This is a genomic window from Arthrobacter sp. sptzw32 (assembly GCF_059089735.1).
Genome location: NZ_JBNHEZ010000005.1, coordinates 200,540 through 219,572 on the forward strand (window position 1 = coordinate 200,540; position 19,033 = coordinate 219,572).

Annotated in this window: 20 protein-coding genes and 2 pseudogenes; 5 read left to right on the plus strand and 17 right to left on the minus strand. The window is 63.8% G+C overall.

Features of this window, described 5'->3' with window-relative positions:
- Positions 1 to 22 precede the first annotated feature (22 nt).
- Positions 23 to 796: a MerR family transcriptional regulator gene (locus AC5RVN_RS11730; RefSeq protein WP_494138036.1), complete on the plus strand. Its 774-nt coding sequence runs from the start codon at positions 23 to 25 to the stop codon at positions 794 to 796.
- A 61-nt stretch (positions 797 to 857) separates the two neighbouring features.
- Here AC5RVN_RS11730 and AC5RVN_RS11735 read toward each other — a convergent pair whose 3' ends face one another.
- Positions 858 to 1,835 (minus strand): SDR family oxidoreductase, encoded by a 978-nt coding sequence (locus AC5RVN_RS11735; RefSeq protein ID WP_494138037.1) that lies wholly within the window; start codon positions 1,833 to 1,835, stop codon positions 858 to 860.
- Positions 1,836 to 1,960: 125 nt separating this feature from the next.
- A complete protein-coding gene (locus tag AC5RVN_RS11740; RefSeq protein WP_494138038.1) occupies positions 1,961 to 3,148 on the minus strand; it encodes an acyl-CoA dehydrogenase family protein in 1,188 nt (395 codons plus the stop codon).
- A 109-nt stretch (positions 3,149 to 3,257) separates the two neighbouring features.
- Here AC5RVN_RS11740 and AC5RVN_RS11745 point away from each other — a divergent pair.
- Positions 3,258 to 3,768: pseudogene (locus AC5RVN_RS11745) on the plus strand (MarR family winged helix-turn-helix transcriptional regulator).
- A 51-nt stretch (positions 3,769 to 3,819) separates the two neighbouring features.
- Here AC5RVN_RS11745 and AC5RVN_RS11750 read toward each other — a convergent pair.
- From AC5RVN_RS11750 to AC5RVN_RS11770, 5 genes and pseudogenes are all read right to left on the minus strand, one after another.
- A complete protein-coding gene (locus tag AC5RVN_RS11750; protein ID WP_494138039.1) occupies positions 3,820 to 4,473 on the minus strand; it encodes a DedA family protein in 654 nt (217 codons plus the stop codon).
- Between the two features lie 123 nt (positions 4,474 to 4,596).
- A complete protein-coding gene (locus AC5RVN_RS11755) occupies positions 4,597 to 5,373 on the minus strand; it encodes an enoyl-CoA hydratase (protein WP_494138040.1) in 777 nt (258 codons plus the stop codon).
- Positions 5,370 to 6,386, minus strand: coding sequence for a 3-hydroxyisobutyrate dehydrogenase (gene mmsB / locus AC5RVN_RS11760; RefSeq protein WP_494138041.1), 1,017 nt, complete (start codon positions 6,384 to 6,386; stop codon positions 5,370 to 5,372). The genes AC5RVN_RS11755 and mmsB overlap by 4 nt, the downstream gene beginning before the upstream one ends.
- Complete coding sequence (locus AC5RVN_RS11765) at positions 6,379 to 7,452, minus strand: enoyl-CoA hydratase/isomerase family protein (protein WP_494138042.1); 1,074 nt, start codon at positions 7,450 to 7,452, stop codon at positions 6,379 to 6,381. The genes mmsB and AC5RVN_RS11765 overlap by 8 nt, the downstream gene beginning before the upstream one ends.
- Positions 7,452 to 7,655 (minus strand): annotated as a pseudogene (locus AC5RVN_RS11770) (aldehyde dehydrogenase family protein); the annotation flags it as partial. The pseudogene AC5RVN_RS11770 and the gene AC5RVN_RS11765, both read right to left, overlap by 1 nt.
- A 129-nt stretch (positions 7,656 to 7,784) precedes the next feature.
- Here AC5RVN_RS11770 and AC5RVN_RS11775 point away from each other — a divergent pair.
- Positions 7,785 to 8,591, plus strand: a complete 807-nt coding sequence (locus AC5RVN_RS11775; RefSeq protein WP_494040604.1) for an exodeoxyribonuclease III — start codon at positions 7,785 to 7,787, stop codon at positions 8,589 to 8,591.
- A gap of 34 nt (positions 8,592 to 8,625) precedes the next feature.
- Positions 8,626 to 9,510, plus strand: a complete 885-nt coding sequence (locus tag AC5RVN_RS11780) for a DUF8083 family protein (protein ID WP_494138043.1) — start codon at positions 8,626 to 8,628, stop codon at positions 9,508 to 9,510.
- Between the two features lie 49 nt (positions 9,511 to 9,559).
- Here AC5RVN_RS11780 and AC5RVN_RS11785 read toward each other — a convergent pair whose 3' ends face one another.
- From AC5RVN_RS11785 to AC5RVN_RS11805, 5 genes are all read right to left on the minus strand, one after another.
- Positions 9,560 to 10,612: a LacI family DNA-binding transcriptional regulator gene (locus AC5RVN_RS11785; RefSeq protein ID WP_494040602.1), complete on the minus strand. Its 1,053-nt coding sequence runs from the start codon at positions 10,610 to 10,612 to the stop codon at positions 9,560 to 9,562.
- A gap of 154 nt (positions 10,613 to 10,766) precedes the next feature.
- On the minus strand, positions 10,767 to 11,015 hold the full coding sequence (locus AC5RVN_RS11790) for a hypothetical protein (RefSeq protein WP_494138044.1): 249 nt from the start codon (positions 11,013 to 11,015) through the stop codon (positions 10,767 to 10,769).
- On the minus strand, positions 11,012 to 11,908 hold the full coding sequence (locus tag AC5RVN_RS11795) for a carbohydrate ABC transporter permease (protein ID WP_494040600.1): 897 nt from the start codon (positions 11,906 to 11,908) through the stop codon (positions 11,012 to 11,014). Before AC5RVN_RS11795 ends, AC5RVN_RS11790 begins: the two co-directional genes overlap by 4 nt.
- Positions 11,905 to 12,942 carry a carbohydrate ABC transporter permease gene (locus tag AC5RVN_RS11800; protein ID WP_494040599.1) on the minus strand — a complete coding sequence of 346 codons (1,038 nt, stop codon included), beginning with the start codon at positions 12,940 to 12,942 and terminating at the stop codon, positions 11,905 to 11,907. The genes AC5RVN_RS11795 and AC5RVN_RS11800 overlap by 4 nt, the downstream gene beginning before the upstream one ends.
- Before the next feature lie 6 nt (positions 12,943 to 12,948).
- Entirely contained in the window at positions 12,949 to 14,247 is a 1,299-nt protein-coding gene (locus AC5RVN_RS11805; RefSeq protein ID WP_494040598.1) for an ABC transporter substrate-binding protein, read from the minus strand.
- A gap of 139 nt (positions 14,248 to 14,386) precedes the next feature.
- Between AC5RVN_RS11805 and AC5RVN_RS11810 the strand changes: the two genes are divergently transcribed.
- Positions 14,387 to 16,195 carry a glycoside hydrolase family 13 protein gene (locus tag AC5RVN_RS11810; RefSeq protein ID WP_494138045.1) on the plus strand — a complete coding sequence of 603 codons (1,809 nt, stop codon included), beginning with the start codon at positions 14,387 to 14,389 and terminating at the stop codon, positions 16,193 to 16,195.
- A 12-nt stretch (positions 16,196 to 16,207) separates the two neighbouring features.
- On the opposite strand, the gene AC5RVN_RS11815 is transcribed toward AC5RVN_RS11810, so the two are convergent.
- The 5 genes from AC5RVN_RS11815 to AC5RVN_RS11835 are packed head-to-tail and all read right to left on the minus strand — an operon-like array spanning position 16,208 to position 18,438.
- Positions 16,208 to 16,819 carry a hypothetical protein gene (locus AC5RVN_RS11815; RefSeq protein WP_494040596.1) on the minus strand — a complete coding sequence of 204 codons (612 nt, stop codon included), beginning with the start codon at positions 16,817 to 16,819 and terminating at the stop codon, positions 16,208 to 16,210.
- Positions 16,816 to 17,421, minus strand: coding sequence for a hypothetical protein (locus AC5RVN_RS11820; protein ID WP_494040595.1), 606 nt, complete (start codon positions 17,419 to 17,421; stop codon positions 16,816 to 16,818). Before AC5RVN_RS11820 ends, AC5RVN_RS11815 begins: the two co-directional genes overlap by 4 nt.
- Positions 17,418 to 17,798 (minus strand): hypothetical protein, encoded by a 381-nt coding sequence (locus AC5RVN_RS11825; protein ID WP_494040594.1) that lies wholly within the window; start codon positions 17,796 to 17,798, stop codon positions 17,418 to 17,420. Before AC5RVN_RS11825 ends, AC5RVN_RS11820 begins: the two co-directional genes overlap by 4 nt.
- The gene (locus tag AC5RVN_RS11830; RefSeq protein ID WP_494040593.1) at positions 17,795 to 17,986 is read right to left on the minus strand and encodes a hypothetical protein; all 192 of its coding nucleotides are present in this window, start codon (positions 17,984 to 17,986) and stop codon (positions 17,795 to 17,797) included. Before AC5RVN_RS11830 ends, AC5RVN_RS11825 begins: the two co-directional genes overlap by 4 nt.
- Positions 17,983 to 18,438 carry an Asp23/Gls24 family envelope stress response protein gene (locus AC5RVN_RS11835; RefSeq protein ID WP_494040592.1) on the minus strand — a complete coding sequence of 152 codons (456 nt, stop codon included), beginning with the start codon at positions 18,436 to 18,438 and terminating at the stop codon, positions 17,983 to 17,985. The genes AC5RVN_RS11830 and AC5RVN_RS11835 overlap by 4 nt, the downstream gene beginning before the upstream one ends.
- Positions 18,439 to 19,033 lie beyond the last annotated feature (595 nt).

Sequence of the window (19,033 nt, forward strand, 5' to 3'; positions counted from 1 at the left end):
CGTCAAACCCTACGCTCGGAGCATGGAAGCACCCGAACCGGACTGGTCCATTCAGGATGTTGCCAGGATGGCAGGCACAACAAGCCGGACCCTGCGCCACTACGACGACGTCGGGCTGCTGAAGCCCAGCCGCGTTGGGAGCAACGGATACCGCTACTACAACGCCGCAGCCCTGCTGCAGCTGCAGCGGATCCTCCTTCTCCGGGGACTTGGGCTGGGGCTGCCGGCCATCGCCGAGGTCTTCCACCACGAGACAGACGCTGTCAAGGCACTGAGCCGCCACCTGGACTGGCTGCGGCAGGAACAGGACCGGTTGGCCCGGCAGATTCTGTCCGTTCAGGAAACAATCGCAACAGCTAAAGGAGGCGGTGAACTCATGGCCGAGAAAATGTTCGACGGCTTCGACCACACCCAGTACAAGGACGAGGTGGAGGAACGCTGGGGAAAGGAAGCCTACGCCACAAGCGACGCCTGGTGGCGCGGCATGGGAAGCGGGCAGAAACAAGCGTGGAGGGCCCGCGCCGAAAAGCTGGGCGGCGACTGGATAGCCGCTTCCGCATCAGGAATCGGCGCGGACAGCCCCGAAGCGCAGGACCTGGCCCGGCGCCACGTGGAGTGGTTGGCCTCCATACCCGGCACTCCAGCTTCGGAGCGCGGCGGTGACGTCAGGGCTTATGTGGCGGGGCTGGCCGAGATGTACGTGGCCGATCCCCGGTTCGCCGCCAACTACGGCGGGGAAGCAGGAGCCGGTTTCGTGCGGGACGCGCTGCGCCTGTACGCCGAAAGGGACCTCTAAGGGGGGGCCGAAGCACGACGCCGGGTCCGTGTTTGGCGGGAACCGGCGCCGTAGCCGGCAATCAGCCGAGCCGCTTACGCAGGACCGCCACCGCGCCGGCCAGGGCCGTGGCACCCATCAAAGTGCGCTGGGCAGTCCGCCGCCGGCCGTGCCACCCCCCGGTGACAGACGTCCTCCGGACGGACTGGGACGGCTGGTGAAGGTTTCCGGGAGTCACGGGGGCGGACTGCCGACGGGAAAGCTGCCGCCTGTCCACCTGACGGGCGGTCGCAGCTTCCACGGCACCGGGTGTCACCTTATGCTGCAGGAGCAGCAAACGGCCCGCCAGCCCGCCCGCCACGCTTTCCCGGCGCGGATGGGCCACCAGCTTCACCACCGCTTTCGCCACCCGCTCCGGCGTATAGACCGGAGGCAAGGCCATGGGGCGGCGGCCGCTGTAGTTAGCCCCGTTCTGGTAGAAGGGGGTGTCTATGGTGGCCGGGAGGACGGTGCAGACATGTACACCAGTGAAACCTTCGCGGGCGAGTTCCGAGCGCAGGCTGACGCTGAGTGCGCGCACGGCGGCTTTGGAGATGGAATAAGCGGAGGAATAGGGCAGCGGAGTTTCCGCCACAATCGAGGCAACATTGATTAAGGTTCCTGAGCCCTGGGCTGTCTGCCGGATCAGGGCCGCCCGTGCGCCATTGACGTAACCCGAGATGTTGACGTCCAATACCCGCTGGTAGTCCTCCGGCGGGATCTCGGTCAGCAGGCCGAATACACCCACCGCTGCGTTGTTAACCCATACGTCCAGGCGCCCAAACTCCCTGACAGCGCGGGAGGCCAGTTCATCCACTTTGTCCGGGTCGCTTACGTCCGTGGGGACCGCGATGGCTTGCGCGCCGCGCTTCCTGCATGCCACAGCCACGGCTTCGAGGGATTCCGCTCCGCGGGCAGCCAGGACCAGGCGTGCCCCCTTGCCGGCGAAGCGCAGGGCAGTTGCCCTCCCGATCCCGCTGGACGCTCCAGTGATTACCACTACTGAATTTTTGACAGTCATTCCGGTACCCCTTCACACGAACACGCCACAGGAGAAACACTAAGCAGGCTTAGTGTTCGATGCTACCCACGCCGGCGCCCCGGAACAACGGTGCGGCGCCAGGCCCGGTTCAAGAAGTGCGCAGCTCAAAGGAAAGCGGACTTCCCGGTGACCGCCCTGCCCACGATTAGCGAGTTGATCTCGTAGGTTCCCTCGTAGGTATACAGGATCTCGGCGTCACCGAACAGCTTGCCCATCTCATAGTCGCTGCTGATGCCATTGCCGCCCAGCAGTGAACGCCCCATGGCCACTGAGGCCCGCGCCAAACGGGTGATGGTGGCTTTGGCCATGGCAGCCTGCGCCATCTCCAGCTTTCCTTCCTCCTGGATGTGGGCCAGTTGTGCCATCAGGGCCAGGGAGGCCGAAGCGTTGCCCAGGATGTCAGCGAGCTGCTGCTGCACAAGCTGGAACCGGGCCAACTCCTTGCCGAACTGCCGCCGGTCCAGGGTGTATGCCCGGGCGATGTCGAAGGCGGCGAGCTGGATGCCCGCACCTTGCCAGCCCACCCAGGCGCGGGAGTCCCGCAGCAGCTCATTGGTCCGGGAAAAGCTGGTGGCCCCCGGCAACAGGTTGCCTGCGGGAATCCGTACGCCTGCCAGCACAATGTCCGCGTTCTGCATGATCCGCAGGCCGATCTTGTTTGAGATCTTTGAGGCGGTGTAGCCGGGACGGTCGGTCTCCACGATGAAGCCCTTGATTTCACCGTCAGCCTCGTCCCTGGCCCACACGAGCGCGAAATCGGCGATGGTCCCGGCCCCGATCCAGCGCTTGGTCCCGTTGAGGACCCACTCACCTCCTTCCAGCCTGGCTGAAGTCTCCAGGCCGCCGGCGATGTCCGAGCCATGCTGCGGCTCCGTCAGGGCGAACGCTCCCAGGTGGCTGAAGGTTCTCAATCCCGGCAGCCACCGGGACTTTTGCTCCTCCGACCCCAGTTGGCTGATCATCCCAAGAATCAGCTCATTATGGATCCCTGCCAGCGCCGACAGGGACACATCCGCCCGTGCCAGTTCTACGTACATAAGGCCTTTAAAGAGCGTGGAACTGCCGTCCAGCTGAAGGGCGCCGAGGCCGTACTTTCCCATGTCCGCTACGAGGCCAAAGGGGAAGTCCTCGCGGTTCCAGTACTCGATGGAGGCTTGCCGGACCGAGGATTGGAGGAACCGGCGGATGCTGAAGTACCTGTCCCGCTCGGCCGCCGGCAGAAGGTCCACGATGTACATCAGGTCAGCGTCCGGAAAAGGCAGGGCTCCGGCGCCAGGTGATGGAGGATGCATCGGCGTTTACCCCCTCGCTGCCGCACCATTCTGCTGAACCCTTGGATGTCCTAATATATTGCACAGGTCATCACACGAGTGAGCTGCATCACCTGCAGAAAGGCTGGCTGTGGGTACTCCGCTGTCCCGATGATCCTATTGCAGATGCCCGCCGGAACTGGGAGCAGCACGGCTGGGCGGAGGCCGCTGCGCCCGTGGCCGCCATCACGGCGATAATGCGTACCCAGCAAAACCTCCTGTCCAGGATCGAACTCATCCTCAAACCCTTTGGCCTGACGTTCGCCCGCTATGAGCTGCTCATGCTGCTGAGCTTCGCCACGAGCGGGTCCCTTCCCATGAAGAAGGCGAGTACCTTGCTCCAGGTTCACCCGACCTCCATCACCAACGCGGTGGACCGGCTCCAGGAGGCGGGGCTGGTGCGCCGCTCGCCCCATCCCTCCGACGGCCGCACCACACTGGTTGGGCTCACGGGTGAAGGGCGTACCCTTGCGCAACGATCGACGGCGGCCCTGAACGCCGCGGTATTCAGCCGTCCGGGATTCGGGTCCGAGGATGTGGATCAGCTGATCCGGATCCTCCAGGACTTCCGGCGGAATGCGGGCGACTTCCTGGATTCCTGACAGAGGTCCTGGTTTGCATTGTTTCCCCTGGGCAACGTCCTCATCGCAGGATCAGGGTGTGGCCCTAATGCGCTTGAGGCGCCTGACCACCAGCAGCGCCACTGTGACGCCGAGGGCTGCATACACGGCGTAATTCAGGAACCGCGAGTACTCCTCAATAACCCGGTACTGGGTGCCCAGCAGGTAGCCGAGTCCCAGGAGCGCCCCGTTCCATAGTCCGCTGCCCGCCAGGGTGTAAAGGCTGAACATCCCAAATGGCATGCCGGCCGCGCCGGCGGGAAGGGATATCAGGCTCCGCACACCCGGAAGCAATCTTCCGAAGAAGATGGACGACCGTCCGTGCCGGCGGAACCAGCCCGCAGCGTGCTCAAAGTCCTCCCGGTCAACCAAGGGCAGCCTGGACAAAGCGCGGATGGAACGCTCAAACCCCAGCCTGGCTCCGAGCCAGTACAGTAAGACGGCCCCCAGGTAGGCTCCCAGTGTGCTGGTCATAAAAACCAGGATCAGGTTCAGAGTCCCCTGCCGGGCCAGATAACCGGCCAGCGGCAGGATCACTTCGCTGGGGATGGGCGGCACAACGGTTTCGGCAAGGGTGAAGAGCCCCACTCCCCATTCGCCCAACTGCTCGATGCCCCAGGCAGCTATCCCCACCAGTCCGGTGAGACTATCGGTTGAGCCGCCTGCATCCGCCGCCGTTCCCCACATACAACTCCCCCGTCCGCGTCCCGAAAGATTGGTGTGCCCTGTCTACCTTACGCACCTGTGAGGAGTCTGGGACCAGGGGGTAACAACCTCAAATGTGGGCACCCTGCAGGGGGCTGCCGTCCCTCAGTGGTGCCGGAACTCGGGCTGTCGTTTTTCCGCGAATGCCGCCATACCTTCCTTCTGGTCCTCCGTTGCGAACAGCGAGTGGAAGAGCCTGCGTTCGAAGAGGACCCCCTGGGCCAGTCCAATTTCGAAAGCGGCGTTTACGGCTTCTTTCGCCACCATGGCCACAGGCTTGGACTTGGACGCGATCACTTCTGCGGCTTTTATCGCCTCGTCCACAACATTCTCGGCGGGTACAACGCGGGACACCAGGCCGCAGCGGTCCGCTTCCTCAGCACCGATAAACCTGCCCGTGAGGATCAGGTCCATCGCTTTGGCTTTGCCCACGGCGCGCGTCAACCGCTGCGATCCGCCCATCCCCGGCAGCACGCCGAGGTTGATCTCCGGCTGACCGAACTTCGCGTTGTCCCCGGCGATGATGAGGTCACACATCATTGCCAGTTCACAGCCCCCGCCCAGTGCGAAACCGGACACCGCGGCAATTGTGGGTATGCGCAGCCGGGTGAAGTCCTCCCACCCGCGGAACCAGTCTGCTGCGTACATGTCCATGTAACCCTGGGCGGCCATTTCCTTGATATCAGCCCCGGCAGCAAAGGCCTTTTTTGACCCCGTGAGGACCACCGCCCCCACACCCGGATCAACATCCATGGCCCGGGCGGCGGACACGAGCTCCTCCATGGTTGCCTTATTGAGGGCATTCAGCGCCTGCGGCCGGTTCAATGTCACCAGGCCCACCCGGCCCCGCTGCTCCACGAGGATGTTCGTGTATTCCGTCATTCCGGGCTCCCGTCGTCCTGCGCTGCCTGATGTGGTGCATGTTTTGCTGCCTCGTGCGGAAGGCTGGCCGCCCGGCTACCCGCCGCATTCACAAGTTGATCTTTGCCGGACTTGTCCCGGATATCCGTGATGATGGCGGAGAAGTCCCTGCCGGCTCCGCCCTCCGCGGCAAACGTATCGTAAATTTCCGCAGCCAGCGGTCCTACCCTGGCAGCCACTCCTGTGCTGTTCAGTGCATTGACTGCGAGTTTGAGGTCCTTGGCCATCAGCGCTCCCGCGAAGCCGGGCTGGTAACCGCGGTTGGCCGGGCTGGCGGGAACGGGACCGGGCACGGGGCAGTTGGTGGTGAGTGCCCAGCATTGCCCGGACGCAGCCGATGCCACATCGAACAGCGCCTGGTGGCTCAGGCCCAGCTTTTCCCCGAGCACAAAAGCCTCACTGACGGCGATCATGGATGCCCCCAGGATCAGGTTGTTGCAGATTTTGGCGGACTGGCCGGCGCCGTGCCCGCCGCAGTGGACCACGCGCTTGCCCATGACCTCCAGCAGCGGCCGGACGGCATCGAAGTCGGGTTCGTCCCCGCCCACCATAAACGTGAGCGTTCCGGCTTCGGCGCCCACCACGCCGCCGGAAACCGGGGCGTCCAGGGAGCGGTGCCCTGCTTCGGTGGCCAGCCTGGCTGCTTCCCGCGCTTCATCGACATTGATGGTGGAACAATCCAGGAATATGGTTCCAGGGGCTGCCGCTGCCAGTAGTCCCGCCCTGCCGTCCGTGCCCCGGTAGGCATCCAGAACGTGCCGGCCGCCGGGGAACATGGTGAGGACAACGTCTGCCCCGGATACGGCTTCAACAGCGCTTGCTGCGACTGGAATGCCGCGGGCGCGGGCAGCCTCCAGGGCTGCAGGCACCACGTCGAAGCCGGTTACCGCATACCCCGCCTTTACGAGGTTTCCTGCCATGGGCCCGCCCATATGGCCAAGGCCCAGGAAGGCAACGGTGTGGTTCTCACGCATGGTCCGGCTCCTTCAGCTCCAAATCCAGTTCCCTGCTGCCCAGCGGTTCAAAGAAGCGCTCCACCTGCTCCGGCAACACCCCAGCCAGGGTGGGCGGATTCCAGTGGGGCTGGCGGTCCTTGTCCACCACCTGCGCCCGGATTCCCTCCCGGAAATCGGGTGCTTCCAGGAACCGCAGCCCTACGCGGTACTCCTGCGCCAGGGCATCGTCGAGACTGCGGCCTTTCACCCGGCGGAGGGAAGCCAGCGTGACTTTCACGGCCGTAGGGGACTTCGACTCGATGGTGTCAGCAGCCCGGGCAGCGTCCCCACCAATTTTCCGTAGCCGGCGGACAATCTCCTCGGCGTCGTCGGAGGCGTAGCAACTGTCTATCCACTCCCGCTGCTGCTCGAGGGCAGATGGCGGGGCATCTTGCGCGACGCTTACGACGGCGGCTTCCGGAATTTCGCTTTCCAGCGCCACCAGCAGGTCGTCCAGCCTGCCCGAGGGAATGTAGTGGTCGGCCAGGCCCAGGTACACAGCGTCGGCCCCGCTCAGGTGTGTCCCTGTTAAAGCTGCATGGGTTCCCGCCTCGCCCGGCGCCCGGGACAACAGGAGGGTCCCGCCGACGTCCGGCGCAAACCCGATGGTGGTCTCGGGCATACCCATCCGGGTCCGCTCAGTGGCCACCCGGACCGAACCGTGCGCGGAAATCCCCACGCCACCGCCCAGGACCAGCCCGTCCATCAACGCGGCGTAGGGCTTAGGGTAGCGGGCAATCAGGGAATTAACCCGGTACTCCGTTTGCCAGAAGTCCGCCGTTGCCCCTCCGCCCGTGAGCATGTCCTCGTAGATGGCCACGATGTCCCCGCCGGCGCAGAGCCCCCGTTCACCTGCGCCTCGCACCAGAACCGTGGCAACGCCGTCGTCGTCCGCCCACGCGGTGAGTTGCTTCAGAAGCGCGCCGACCATTCCGGCGGTCAACGCATTGACGGCCCGGGGCCGGTTGAGGGTGATGAGCCCCAGCCGGCCGCGGCGCTCAAACAGGACCTCCCCGTTGACCGCATCAGTATTCAGGTTTGTCATCAACTTCCTTCCGGCATCACAAAACTGGTTCCGTGCCGTATTCCTGAGGGCCACCGCGTGGTGACGGTTTTGGTCTTGGTGTAAAAACGGAAGGCGTCCGCCCCGTGCTGGTTCAGGTCGCCGAACCCGGACGCCTTCCAACCGCCGAACGTGTAGTAGGCGATGGGCACAGGAATGGGGACGTTGATCCCCACCATGGAAGCTCCTTCGCGTGTGACCCATGTCATTCCTGGTTGCGAATATACTCGGGCTTCCTACTGAACTCCACCGGGCGGGCAGGACCCCGGACAGGCCTGCTCCGCAATCCGTGCAGCCACGGTAAGTTAGGAGCTGTGAAGATTGCTACCTGGAATGTGAATTCGCTCCGTGCCCGCGCCGACCGTGTGGAAGCCTGGCTGCAGCGCAGTGACTGCGACGTCCTGGCTATCCAGGAAACCAAGTGCAAGGACGATAACTTCCCTTGGGAACTCTTTGAGCGGATGGGCTACGAGGTTGCCCACTTCGGCGTGAACCAGTGGAACGGCGTTGCCATCGCGTCCCGGGTGGGGCTGGAGGACGTTGAGCGGACTTTCCTGGACCAGCCCTCTTTTGGGAAGGCGGGCAAGGACCCCGTGCAGGAAGCCCGGGCCATGGCGGCCACCTGCGCCGGCATCCGGATCTGGAGCCTTTATGTCCCCAACGGCCGGTCTCTGGACGATGAGCACATGCCGTACAAGCTCAAGTGGCTGGAAAGCCTCAAGACGCATGCCCAGGAACTTGTCACGCAGAACCCCGAGGCCCAGGTGGCGCTGATGGGCGACTGGAACATCGCACCGTTCGACGAGGATGTCTGGGACATCGACCTCTTCGTCAATAACAGGTACACCCACGTCAGCCCTCCGGAGCGCGCCGCGTTCCACGCATTTGAATCTGCCGGCTTCACCGATGTCGTTCGTCCCTACACGCCGGGCCCGGGCGTTTACACCTACTGGGACTACACCCAGCTGCGTTTTCCGAAGAAGGAAGGCATGCGGATCGACTTCGTGCTGGGCTCCCCCGCCCTTGCTGCCCGCGTGACAGGCGCTTCAATTGACCGCGAGGAGCGCAAGGGCAAGGGCGCGTCGGACCATGCGCCCGTGCTGGTGGAACTGGCAGACTGATGACATCATCCTGGACCCAACCTAGGAGGCCGTAATGACGGGAAACCTCTACCGGGGCCAGGCAGGCCTGCCATTCTCCTCAACCTTGCGCGTCTATGAACCCCTCGACGCCTTCCCCGAAGAGCAGCGGAAAGCCATTGCCGCTGCCGGGGCGCAGGCCGCCTCCCGTGCCGCCGTCGAGAACGCTGAACTGCTGGCCTCACTGGGACGGATCACCCGTTCCGGCGGCGACCCCTTCCCTACCGGGCGGACCGACCTGGTGCGCGTCACCGCGGCTCCCGCTCCCGGCAAGGGAACGTCCGACGACGGCGCTGACGCCGAGCCTGAGCTGCTGTACTGTCCCAGCCAACTGGTGTTGCGGGCCGGCTTGGCGGCCAACGCGCTGATGGAGGGGATTCATGGTCCGCTGGCTGAGCTGCTGATCCCGGAGGAGCAGCGGGACAAGCACCAGGAGCGGATCGACCAGGTCAAAGCCCGCGACGGGTCCGTCCGTGTGCACACCCGGGCGTCCACCTGGGGTATCCCCTTCAGCTGGTTTTCCCTGTTCATGGATACGGACCATAAAGACGTGGTGGAGGCAGCCGGCAGGATCGTCACTGTCCGGGTGTGGGCACCCATCACCGAAGCCCTGGAGCGGGCGCGGTACGCCGTGGCCAACCTGGCATTGGCGGCACCGGATCTTGACATGCTCGACGATCTCGCACAGCTCACGGAGTGGCTGGAGCTATTCCATGTGAACTCCATGGTGGAGCTGGACTACGGGGCTGTCGCGGACAAAGTGTATCCGGACGATTCGCCCATGGACATCAGGCTGGGAATCGAATGCCTGGCGGAGGGTGACATGACCGGCGCTGCCGCGGCGTACCGCCGCCTGGCATCGCGCTGGATTCCCATCCGGCAGCTGGCCCGCGCCTCCTGAAGCTGGCCCGCGCCTCCTGAAGCTGGCCCCACGCCTCCCAAAGCTGGCGCTAAGACTGGGGCGGCGCCGTCGTCCTTCTGACAATCAGCTCATGCGGCGCGACGGCGGACCGTACCGCCCCTGCCTCGCCGTCCAGCTCATCGAGGAGCATCTTGGTGGCAAGTTCCGCCTGCTCGTCGGGCCGTTGCCCCACAGTGGTCAGGCCTATGGCGTCAGCAAAATCGTGGTTGTCGATGCCCACCACCGAAAGTTCCTCCGGCACGAGCACGCCGACCCGGGCGGCTTCGAAGATCACCCCCATGGCCATCTCGTCCGATGCGCAAAAAATAGCTGTTGGCTTGTCTCCTGGCTTTGCCCACAGGCGGCGGAACGCTTCCTGCCCGCTGCGGACAGTGAAGTCCCCCCACTCGTCCCATTCGGCGCGGGTGGGGAGGCCGGCCGCGGTCATGACGTCTTTAAAGGCAAGGATTCGGACCCGGGGAACATCAAAGTTCAGGTCTGTCTCGTCGTCGCCGTGCAGCAGCGCGATGTCCCGGTGGCCCAGGTCGATCAGGTGCCGGACGGCAGTGGAGGCCGCAGCATAATCGTCGATGCCGATATAGGCGCACTCCTCGACATGGCCGCCCACCACCACCAGCGGGATGTCAATCTTCTGCAGATGGTCCAGCTCGTCGTGGGACAACGCCATGCACAGGACCAGCAGGGCATCAATCTGCTTGTAGACCATGGTCTTGCTGAAGAGCCGCTCACGGTTGCTGCCATGGCCCCCCAGATTGAACAGGGACAGATTGTAGTTGCGGGCGTGGAGTTCCCGGTCAGCTCCCTCGATGGCTTTGGAGAAGAACCAGCGGCTGACGAAAGGGGCAAGAACCCCAATGGTTTTGGTTCTGCCTGTTGCCAGTCCCGAGGCTGAACTGGACGCCACATACCCCAGGTTCCCGGCAACCTCGAGGATTTTCTGCCGGGTTGCCGGTGACACCCGGGGCAGCCCGCGGACTGCCCGCGACACCGTTGCGGTGGATACTCCGGCGGCGGCGGCGACGTCTTCGATGCTGACCCCGCTGTGGCCGCCCCGTTGAGACCTTTCACTTGTGCGTGCCACGGTGTCCCCTCATTTGATCCCTGCAGGCATCCGCCCTGCTTGGTGCGATACCCCGGGCAATAATATTTTGAGCACCGGTCCGCACCGCAGTGTTACCTGGCGCCGTTGTACCCGTCGCGCCGGCTACCCGACGACGCCGGGCAGCCGGGGTGCGCTACCTCCGGTCCGGAAGGCGCCGGCGCAGGCGCACCATTCCATAGAGTGCGAGCAGGGTGGCCAGAAGCCCCAGTGCCCAACCGAGTGCCGGCTGCGCCGTCAGCTCCATCCAGACGGTGACGACGAGCAGTACCAGCGCCCAGAATCCTAGGAACCCGATGATGATGTCAAAATCCTCACCGGACCTCATGCGGCGGCGGTTGCTTCCCGCCCCGGCGGACCGGGAGCGTGAAGCGTGGCCCGTCACTTGACCGCACCAGCCGTCAGGCCGGCAACGATCTTGCGCTGGAATACGAGTACCAGGATCACCAAAGGAATGGTGACGATGGTGCCCGCGGCCATGATGGCCGTGTACGGGATCTGGTTTGGCTGGGCGCCCGCGAAGCTGGCGATGGCCACCGTCACCGGTTTCGTTGCCTCGTTGGACAGCTGGCTGGCGATCAGGAATTCATTCCACGAGGAGATGAATGCCAGGATGGCCGTGGTGAAGATCGCCGGTGCCGCCAGGGGCATGATGACCTTCCGGAACGCCTGTCCCTGCGTGCAGCCATCAACCCGTGCAGATTCCTCCAGCTCCCAGGGCATTTCCCGGAAGAAGGAGGTCAGCGTGTACACGGTGAGGGGCAACACGAACGAGATGTTCGGAATGATCAGCGCCTGGTACGTGCCCATCCAGCCAATGTTGGTGAAGAGCTGGAACAGCGGGGTGATAAGGGCAACGCCCGGGAACATGGATGCCCCCAGGATGAAGCCCAGCACCAGGTACTTGAACCGGAAGTTCAGACGTGCCAGGGCGTACGCCGCGAACACGCCGATCACGAGCGAAATCACTGTGACCGTGACGCCGATGAAAATACTGTTCAGCAGGGCCTGGCCGAACCTGTTGCCGAACGAGGTATCGAAGGCGGTGACGAAGTTGTCCATGGTTACGTGGGTGGGCCAGGGTGTGGTGTCGTAGGTGAAGCCCACGTCGCGGAAAGCCGTTACCACCATCCAGTAAGCAGGTGCGAGGCACCAGATCAGGATGACGGCAGCGCTGATGTAGGTCCGGACGCTTGCCCACTTTTCCCGGTTCTGCGCAGACTTGCGTCCCTTGTCCTGCTGCGCCCGCAGGGACGTCGAAGCAGTGGTGGTTGTCATTTCTTCCCCTTGCCGGTGGCTCCGCTTTGCTCCACAACGTTCGCGCCCAGGAAGCGGACAAAAATGAACGCCACCAGGAAGATGATGAAGAACGTAATGGTGGACAGGGCGGCAGCTGAGTTGAAGCCTTGCCTGATCTGGTTAATCACCAGGATGGACAGCGTAGTGGTGTTGTTGGCACCACCGGTCAGGATGTACGGCAGGTCGAACATACGCAGGGCATCCAGGGTACGGAACAGGATGGCGACCATAAGGGCCGGCTTGACCAAAGGCAGGGTGATCATCCGGAAGCGCTGCCATGCGGTAGCGCCGTCCACCTTTGCGGCTTCGTAAACCTCGGCAGGGATCATCTGCAGGCCGGCGAGGATGAGCAGCGCCATAAAGGGCGTCGTCTTCCAGGTGTCGGCAATGATCACAGCCCATTTAGCCGGCCATTCGCTGCCCGTCCAGAGGATGGACACGTTGAACAGCTTGTTGATGATGCCGTTGAAATCGAACATGAACAGCCAGAGCTGGGCGGTTACTGCCGTGGGGATGGCCCACGGAACGAGTACCGCTGCGCGGACCAGGCCGCGGCCCTTGAACGTGCGGGCCATGATCATGGCCATCCAGAAACCGAGGACGGTTTCGAAGGCAACAGTGATGACTGTGAAGAGGAAAGTGGTGCCCGTAGCCGTCCAGAACTGGCCTCCGAGGGTGCCCGGCGGGCAGGCGACCGTGCCGCCGCCCTGGGCTGCACACTGCTGCCCCAGCCAGTTCACATAGTTCTGGATACCTGCCGGGCCGCCCTCGGTGAAGAGCCCGGTGACAGGATCGAGTCCGGCGTCCTTCTGGAAGGACATGATGATCGCGCTGATGATCGGGTAAACGATCACAATGCCCAGCGCGATGATGGTCGGGGCAAGAAGCCATGATGCCCACTTGCCCTGGCTCAGGATCTTGTTGTCTTCGCCTACGCCCTTGGGTCCGTGGTGGACCGGGGTAGTGCCCGACGCCGGCCCTTTGACCGGCGTCGGGCCCAGTTCAGTAGCCATGGCTTCTTACGATCCTGCGCCGGCGGTCTCGATGGACTTCTGCATGTCGGACAGCGCGTCCTTGGCCGGCTTATCGCCCTTCAGCGCAGCGTAGGCGTTCTCCTGGATGGCCTGGGTGACAGCCGGGTAGAACGGGGTTACCGGACGGGGAACAGCGTTCTCGATGGAGGTCTTCAGGACGGGCAGGTACGGCAGCTTGGCAACCAGTTCCTGGTCCTCATAGAGAGCGCCGAATACCGGTGCCAGGGAACCCTGCGTTGCGAAGAACTTCTGCTGCTCCTCTTCGATGAGGAACTTTACGAAGTCCAGGGCAGTCGCCTTGTGGTCGGAATAGACGCTGATGGCTGCGCTGTGGCCACCAAGGGAGGAAGCACCAGGGCCGTCCTTGCCCGGCAGGGCCGCCATGCCCAGCACGTCCTTGACCTGGGAGGAACCTTCGGTGGTGGCCAGGTTGTAGACGTAAGGCCAGTTGCGGAGGAACAGCAGTTTGCCTTCCTGGAACGCGCGGCGGCTTTCCTCTTCCTGGTACGTGATTGCCTCAGCAGGAATGTTGCCATTCTTGAAAGCTTCGACCAGGTTGTTCAGGCCTTCCTCGGCCTCCGCGGTGTTCAGGTTCGGCTTACCCTCGTCGTTAAGGACGGAACCACCGGCGGAGTTGATGGCCTCGGAAGCATTGACGGTCAGTCCTTCATACTGCTTGAACTGGCCGGAGTAGCAGCCAATGTTGTTCTCCTTTGCAATGGAGCACATCTCCATCATCTCGTCCCAGGTCTTGGGTGCCTCGGGGACCAGGTCCTTGCGGTAGTAGAGGATGCCGCCATCGGAGGAGACCGGAGCCGCGTACAGGGTGTCCTTGTAGGAGCCGGCCTCGACGGTGGGTTCAAGCATGCCCGTGGTGTCGACGGCCATCTTGTCCTTGAGCGGCTGGAGCCAGCCCTTGGCGGCGAACTCGGCGGTCCAGACGACGTCAACGCTCGCTACGTCGTAATCGGCGTTTTTGGCCTGGAAGTTCTGGACGAGGTCATCGTGCTGCTGGTCAGCCTGGTCAGTCTGTTCCTTGAAGGTGACCTTCTCATCGGGATGAGCGGCGTTCCACTTTTCAATCAGCGGGCGGACTACGTTGCTGTTGTCCTTGCCCTGTACATAGGTGATGGGACCCCGGCTGTCGAGGTTGGCTTCGGCGTCACCGCCGCCACCACCTCCACCGCCGCCCGTGGTCCCGCCGCCTCCCCCGCCGCATGCGGTCAGAGTGAGGGCCAGAACACCGGCAGTGGCGGCCGGAAGTAGGAATCTAGGGGTTTTCATTAGCTTGAAGCTCCTCGCTGAGTGACAAGTAGGTCTACAGTGCGCTTGCTGGTGAGGTTGATGTGGTGACGCTCACACTAGTAATGTTGCTGCGGGTTATGCAAGCGTTTACATCAAAAAGTTATCTGAGAGGAACCAAATGTCCAATCCGGACGTTCCTACTGACCATCCAGCCCGGCCGGAATGGTGGGCGGACGCCGTCGTCTACCAGATCTATCCCCGCTCCTTCGCAGACGGCAACGGAGACGGGATGGGAGATCTTCCTGGTGTCACGAACCGTCTTTCCTACCTGCAGCAGCTGGGGGTAGACGCCATTTGGCTGTCCCCGTTCTACAAATCCCCCCAGGCGGACGCAGGGTATGACGTGGCAGATTACCGCCAGGTGGATCCCCTTTTCGGCTCCTTGGGTGACTTCGACGCCATGTTGCAGGAAGCTCACCAGCGCGGGCTGAAGGTCATTGTTGACCTGGTACCCAACCATACTTCCGACGAACATGTGTGGTTCCAGGAAGCGCTCGCTTCCGCGCCGGGTTCTCCGGAGAGGAGCCGCTACATGTTCCGGTCTGGACAGGACGACATTCCCGGTTCCGGTGACGGCAAGCTCCCCCCGAACAACTGGAAATCGATCTTCGGCGGGCCGGCCTGGAGCCGGATCACTGAGGCTGACGGATCTCCGGGCGAGTGGTACCTGCACCTTTTTGACAGCAAGCAGCCGGACCTCAACTGGGAAAACGCCGAGGTGCACGAGGAGATGCGCTCTGTGCTTCGTTTCTGGCTGGACCGGGGTGTGGACGGCTTCCGCGTTGACGTGGCCCACGGCCTGGTCAAGGAGCCCGGCCTGCCCGACTGGGAAGGCGCCGCCGCCATGGTTGAAGGCACCGTGGAAGTGCCCCGGGAAGCAGCGCACCGCCCCGGTGATGCTCCCGGAGCCCATACGGACGCCGAGGAGCCACACAGGGCGGTATCCCCGCTTTATCCTCCCTCACCGTTCTTTGACCAGGACGGCGTGCACGACGTTTACCGGGACTGGCACCAGGTGCTGGCCGAGTACGAAGGCGACCGCATGATGGTGGCCGAAGCCTGGGTGGAGCCAGCGGAACGGCTGGCCCGCTACACCCGCCCGGACGAAATGCAGCAGGCCTTCAATTTTGATTTCCTGCTTGCAGGCTGGGATGCGGAGCGCATGGCCGAGTCCATTGAAGCCTCCCTGGCAGCTGCCGCTTCCGTCGGCGCTCCCTGCACGTGGGTCCTGAGCAACCACGACACCGTCCGGCACACCACCCGGTTCGGCCTAAAGGACCCCACGATGTTCCCCAAGGGACTGGGAGCGGACGATGAGCAGCCCAATGCTCCCCTGGGGCTTGCCCGCGCGAGGGCTGCGACCTTGATTTCGCTGGCTCTTCCGGGTTCGGCTTACCTGTACCAGGGAGAGGAGCTGGGACTTCCCGAGCACACCACCCTCCCGGCCGATGCGCGGCAGGACCCGACGTTTTTCCGGACGCATGGCGCAGAGATTGGCCGTGACGGCTGCCGGGTCCCCCTGCCCTGGGCTGCGGAACGGCCCGGCCACGGCTTTTCCGTGGCCCTGGACGGCGGGGCATCCCAGCCCTGGCTCCCGCAGCCGGAGAGTTTCGGCCCATTGGCAGCGGACCAACAGGAAGGAGTGGAAGGCTCTACCCTGGAGCTTTACCGGGCTGCCCTTGCCTTCAGGTCCGCACATCGGCTGGGTGCAGGCTCCTTTGGTTGGGCTGAGGTCCACGCGCCGGACAGCGGGGTGCTGGCCCTCCATAACGGCGACGTCCTGGTGTTAGGCAACCTTGGGTTTGCTTCCGCCCCCGTTCCTGATGGTTATTCGGTTGTTCTCTCCAGCGGTCCTGAACCTGCAGCCGAGTGGGCGGATAGGCGCGAAGTACCCGTAGACTGCACCGTTTATTTGGTCAGGGACTGAAAGTACCAGCGGTCAACGCACGCGCTCAGCCCGGCTGAAGCGCGTCCGGGCGCCGGCTGCAACGTGGATCAGCACCGGAATTTTTCTTCCAACCACCGTCTCCAGTGCCGCGACCAGGGCGTATACCTCACCTGCCAGCAGGTGCGGGGCCACGCCCTGGCGCGGCAGGAGGCGCACTTTCAGGGCCGGGCTGCCTTTGACGTCATAGGTGGTCACAGTCGCACCGGCCAGGTCGGGACGATCTGCGAGGGCATGTTTAAGCGCCTGCTCCGCCACTCCTCCACTGATCCGGACATCGCCCGGAACCGCCCCGGGATCGTATTCATAGGCAAGCAGGTTGGCCCGGCCCTTGCCCTGCTGCGCAACCCAGGCCACCATCAGTCCAATCAGCAGAAGCAGGGCCAGCGCCACCAGGATCCACAGCCAGCTTTCAGTGCGCCCGGGAAACCTCGTGGCAGCGAAGACCTGGTTGACCTGGTTCCAGACACCGGCAGACCAGGAGTGCCACCAGGAAGCAACGGCCGGAACAGCCGCCAGCAGCATCAGCAGGACGCCAACAGCAAGAAGCATCAAACCGAGGACCGCAACGAGGATCCGGTTAAGAAGGGTAGGGGTACTGTTCATGCGCCGATCACTCCTGACGGCGCCACGTTGACCTGTGCCTCGGGTGAAGGGTGCAGAGCCATGGCGTGAAGTTCGCTTTGGACCGCAGCAAGCACGGCGTCGTGGTCCACGGGAACTCCCGAGGTGGGCCGGACATTCACCACCACCTGCCGCTGCGAAACCACCACCATGACCTGTTCGGGTGCGACATTTGCGGCAAGCCGGGCGCGGCGTGCCAGCGCGGAAGCGATGACTTCATCGTCCACCACTACGGCACGTCCGGCGTTTTCACCGCCACCTGCAAGGTGCCGGGCACGGCGCCCGGGCAGGACCCCGTTGAGGAAAAAGACCAGGCCAAACATGGCCAGGACCGCGCCAAGGGCGCCCAGCAGCAGCGGTGAAATATCTGCGGGGAGGGCCACCATGCGCTCGGCCGCCACCTGCGGCTCGATCAGCCAGGCCGGCTGCCCGAAGGCTTGAACGGCAGCTTCGAGGAGCCCGTAGGCAGCAAGCGCGATGACCAGGACCGCGGCGGCAGTGGCCACTACCGCGCGTGAGGAGTGCGTTTCCCGATGCAGTATGCGGCCCATATCAGGACCCTGGTTTTCCACGCGCCGGCTCATCGGACGCGTCCTCCTTCGCTGATCCTCACTCCGCTGATCCTGATGTCCACCCGGCTCAACTGTGCACCGCTCAAATCCGCGACTGTGGCGAGGATGCGGGCTTTTGCCGTTACAGTGCGCTCCCAGATGGAGCCTCCACCGCCTTTCACCCGGGAGGGGTCCAGAACCACGGCGTTCAGTGGCGGGATGCTGATGGGCGTGACAAGGGACAGCGCCAGCATGCCGTCGTCGTCCGTCCAGTCAGCCCGGACATCCTCGGCGTCCACGCCCAGGTAGTGGGCGGCTGCGGCCTTGGCAAGGCTGGTCAGGGCCTGCGTGCTGATGCGGTTATGGCCGGTCAGCTCCTGGCCCCGGACAGCCGGAGCGGTGGAGCTCATGAGGACGAGCGCCGGCCGATGATGGCGTCCAGGACGCCGCGAAGGTCCAGTTTCCCTTCAGCGGCCCGGCCCAGGACTGCCCCGATGGCCATAAAGAGCAGCGATATCAGAAACCCCCACAGGCCGAACTGCAGGGACATAAAGGCGACGAAGGCGCCCATCGCGGTACCGGCGACGGTGAGGTTCACAGCAGCCCCTCCCTTTCCGTGGAACCGGTGGTGGGCTTAACCGGTGGCATAACGTAGACGTCGGTGACTTCCACGTTGACCTCGATCACCTGCAGACCCACGAGTTCCTCCACCGCCCGGTAAACTGCCGCTCGTACCTCGTTGGCCAGTGAGTGCAGCGGTGTGCCGTAGCTTGCGACGAGGCTGATATCCACTGCAACCTGCGTTTCGCCCACCTCAGCGCGTACGCCGGCGGCATGATCCGAACTGCCAACGGCGTCGCGGATGGCGCCAAGCGCACGGGGTCCGGAGCCCAGGGAGTACACCCCCGGTACGGCCCGGGCGGCAAGTCCTGCCACTTTGGCTACTGCCGTTTCAGAAATCACCGTACGGCCAAGACCAGGCGCCGGCACAGGAACCGGGACGGGACGGCTCTGGATGCCCTGGCCGGGTTGCGGGTTCTGGTATTCCATCAGGCACTCCCCCTTCTGTTGATCCCAACCCTATCCCTGGCGGTGACTTAAGGGCAGACAGGGCCAACCGGCTGCAGAGAAGTGTCCTGACGTGGAGAGCGGCGGAACCTGGCAGCCATTCCAGGAGTAAGGCGTTAAAGAAGAAAAGCACCAGTTCCGAAGAACTGATGCTTCCCAGTGGTGGCTCCGACCGGCGTCGATCCGGTGACCTTTCGAGTAAGAGTACCGCTCTGTCACCGGTTCTTGCGGAGTACCAGCATCTTCGACTGCCCCTAGTCAGGCTTGCTTTCTACTGCAATCCGCTTTCGTCCGTTGTCACCGGATATGCGGGATAGATGCGGGGTTCGGGACAGTCTCGGACGCTTGGCGGTCGATGCCGTGGTGCCCTCGCTGTCCGACCGCAAGGGCTCGGCTTGGACGGAGTCCAAGCGCCCTGCCTATGCCATGGGTACTCCGTATTGTTTGTGGGAATGGATAGCTTCCACATTTTGTCTGGGGTGTCCCGTGCCAACCATGTCCTGGCCGTCATGTGATCGGCCGTGACGGACTCTGGCTGCTGGGCTTCATCGATGGGCTGGGATAGGCACTTGTCATC